Source organism: Streptomyces triticirhizae (genome assembly GCF_003696235.1).
In the GTDB taxonomy this organism is placed as follows: domain Bacteria; phylum Actinomycetota; class Actinomycetes; order Streptomycetales; family Streptomycetaceae; genus Streptomyces; species Streptomyces triticirhizae.
Window position 1 is genome coordinate 1 of sequence record NZ_RFFJ01000346.1, and the last position, 2,928, is coordinate 2,928.

General features: G+C 75.0%; 3 protein-coding genes. 1 reads left to right on the top strand and 2 read right to left on the bottom strand.

Going from position 1 to position 2,928, the window contains the following annotated elements; translation table 11 throughout:
* Positions 1–81: 81 nt before the first annotated feature.
* Complete coding sequence (locus tag EBN88_RS29405) at positions 82–768, bottom strand: response regulator (protein ID WP_122400031.1); 687 nt, start codon at positions 766–768, stop codon at positions 82–84.
* On the bottom strand, positions 765–1,895 hold the full coding sequence (locus EBN88_RS29410; RefSeq protein WP_122400033.1) for a sensor histidine kinase: 1,131 nt from the start codon (positions 1,893–1,895) through the stop codon (positions 765–767). Before EBN88_RS29410 ends, EBN88_RS29405 begins: the two co-directional genes overlap by 4 nt.
* A gap of 370 nt (positions 1,896–2,265) precedes the next feature.
* Between EBN88_RS29410 and EBN88_RS29415 the strand changes: the two genes are divergently transcribed.
* Positions 2,266–2,739, top strand: a complete 474-nt coding sequence (locus tag EBN88_RS29415) for a peptidoglycan-binding domain-containing protein (RefSeq protein WP_122400032.1) — start codon at positions 2,266–2,268, stop codon at positions 2,737–2,739.
* The last annotated feature ends 189 nt before the right edge of the window (positions 2,740–2,928 follow it).

Consider the following 2,928-nt stretch of genomic DNA (forward strand, 5'->3'; position numbering starts at 1 on the left):
CGGCCGGCCGTGTCGGACCCTCCCCGCCGCCGGCGCCCCCGCCGGCGCCCCCGCCGGCGCCTCGGCCGGCCGAGCGGCGGCTCAGCCGCCGGGGGTGACCAGGCCCGTCTCGTAGGCGACGACCACGGCCTGGGCGCGGCTGTCGAGGTGGAGCTTGCTCATCGTCCGGTTGAGGTGGGTCTTCACCGTGGCCGTGCTGATGTGCAGCCGGTCGGCGATCTCGGCGTTGGACAGGCCGAGCCCGGTCAGCCGCAGCACCTCGCGCTCCCGCGAGGTCAACGCCTCCAGGTCCCGCGCCGGTTGGGCCCCGGGCGGCGGGGTGCCGGCGGACTCGGGCTGGCGGGCGAAGGCCGCGACCAGCCGGCGGGTCACGCTGGGCGCGAAGAGCGAGTCGCCGCCGCCGACCGCCGTGACGGCGGCCAGCAGCCGCTCGGGCCCCGAGTCCTTGAGCAGGAACCCGGAGGCGCCGGCGCGCAGCGCGCCATAGACGTACTCGTCGAGGTCGAAGGTGGTCAACACCAGGACTCTGGGCGGGGGTTCGCGGTCGTCGGCCTCGGCCAGGATGCGTTCGGTGGCCTGGATGCCGTTGGTGCCGGGCATCCGGATGTCCATCAGCACGATGTCGGGGCGGGTCTCGGCGGCGACCTGGACGGCCTCCTCGCCGTCGCTTGCCTTGCCGACGACCTCGATGCCGGGAGCCGCGTCGAGCACGCCCCGCAGCCCCGCGCGGATCAGGAACTGGTCGTCGACGATCAACACCCTGGTCATGCCCCGGGGTCGCCCTCTCCTCCACGGGCCGCCGCCGAGGTGGGAAGCACCAGCCGCACGGCGAACCCTCCGTCGCCTCGTGGACCGATGCCGATGGTCCGGCCGTAGAGCTTGGCCCGCTCGCGCATTCCGATCAACCCGTGGCCACCGCCCGGCAGGACTCTGTCCTGATTCACCCCCTTCCCGTCGTCGATGACGCTGACCGCCACATGCCGTGGCCGGTACCGGAGTTCGACGGTGGCGGCGGCGCCAGGCGCGTGCTTGATGACGTTGGTCAACGCCTCCTGCACCACGCGGTACGCGCACAGGTCGACGCCGGGCGCCAGCGGGCGCGGCAGCCCGTCGACGAGCAGCCGCACGGACAGGCCGCCGGCGCGCAGCCGTTCCACCAGGTCGTCGAGGCGGGCCAGGCCCGGCATCGGCGTCACCGAGGCGCCGCCCTCCGGATCGCCCTCGCCCTCGCCGGCGTCGTCCCGCAGCACGCTGAGCATCCGCCGCAGCTCGTCCAGCGCCTCGCGGCTGGTGTCGGCGATGGTGGTCAGCGCGGCGCGCGCGGTGGGCGGGTCGGAGTCGAAGACGAAGCTGGCCAGGCCGGTCTGCACCGAGACGACCGACATGTGGTGGGCGACGATGTCGTGCAACTCCCGCGCGATCCGCCGGCGTTCGTCGGTGACCGCGCGGCGGGCCCGTTCGGCCTGCTCGGCCGTCAGGCGGCGGGTCAGCTCGGCGGAGCGGCGGGCCAGCGTGCCGAACCACACCATCACCGCGCCGAAGAGCAACGCCTGGGCGGCCACCGTCGGCATGGACTGCGACTCGGAGACCACGCCCCCGTAGAGCCACAGGGTGGCCAACACCGCCGCGCAGCCGACCGCGATCCGCGTCGGGCGCGCGGAGGCGACGGTGTAGAGCGCGAGCAGCGGGCCGAAGGTGCAGACCACCGGCCAGAAGCCGAGGCTGACATACCAGAACGCGGCGATCTGCGTCGCGGCGAACACCGCCACCGGGGCCCGGTTGCGCAGCGCGACCGGCGCCTGGGCGAGGACCGCCAACACCAGGCCCCAGGCGCTCGGTTCCGGCCATCCCTCGGACTCGGAGTCACCGGCCAGCAGCAGGGCCACGCCGGCCATCGCGACGGCTATGAGCGTGTCCACGGCATACGCGGCGCGGGAGGGGCCCGGGCGGCGCCGCCCCTCCGGGGCGAGGGTGTCTTGCTCGCGCACCTCCGCAGCGTAACGCCGGGTCGCCGGGCCGGAGTCAACCCAGCGTGGTACCGCGAAAGTCGCAGGAACCACGCGGCTGCCGCGCGCGGGGGACGGGACTTTTCCACCCGTCGCTGGATGCCGGGGCCCGGTCGCGCTCCGTACGTTCTTGTGTCAGCGGACGCTCCCGGTGGGGGCGTTCCGGGGGGCACGGGATGGGAGGGCTCAACGGGGGGCCCGGCCCGTGCGCACCGTGGCCGGCGCGGGACGCCGGCCACGCGTCGAAAGGGGACCGAACATGCGGAAGAACACCGTGCTCAGGCCGTTGGTCGGCGTCGCCGCCGCGCTGGGCATCGCCGCCGGGGGGCTGGCGGGCGCGAGCGGCAGCGTCGCGGCGGCCCCGGCGGTGACCGGCGTCGCCACGGCGAGCGGCGAGGACGTCTCGGTGCTCGCGGTCAACAACCTCGGCCTGAGCAGCGACCAGGCCCGCGACTGGCAGTGCTACCTCAGCATCAGGGGTTACAGCCCCGGTGTCGCGGACGGCCAGTTGGGCCCGCAGAGCTGGAAGGCCGCCCAGCGGATGTTCAACGACCTGGGGCACAACGCGGGGGCCGTCGACGGGATCGTCGGACCGCGGACGATCAGGGCGCTCCAGCGGTACCTGAACGACGAGGGCGGCTACGGCCTCGCCGTCGACGGGATCGCGGGACCGAGGACCCGAGCCGCGTACGCGCACCACGTCGACTCCATCTTCACCACCTACGGCTGCTGACCCCGGGCCGTCCTCCTCGACAGGAGGGGGGAGGAGGAAGGCCCCCGATCGCCCCGTCCCACGGCGCCGCGTGCTCGACGCGCCGTGGGGCGGGGCGCTGTGCCGTGCGCGGCGGCCCGCCGGTGGAGCGTTGCTCGACCGCCACTCGAGTGGGTCTCGGGGCGGCGCCGGCCGGCGGCCCGCCGCGCG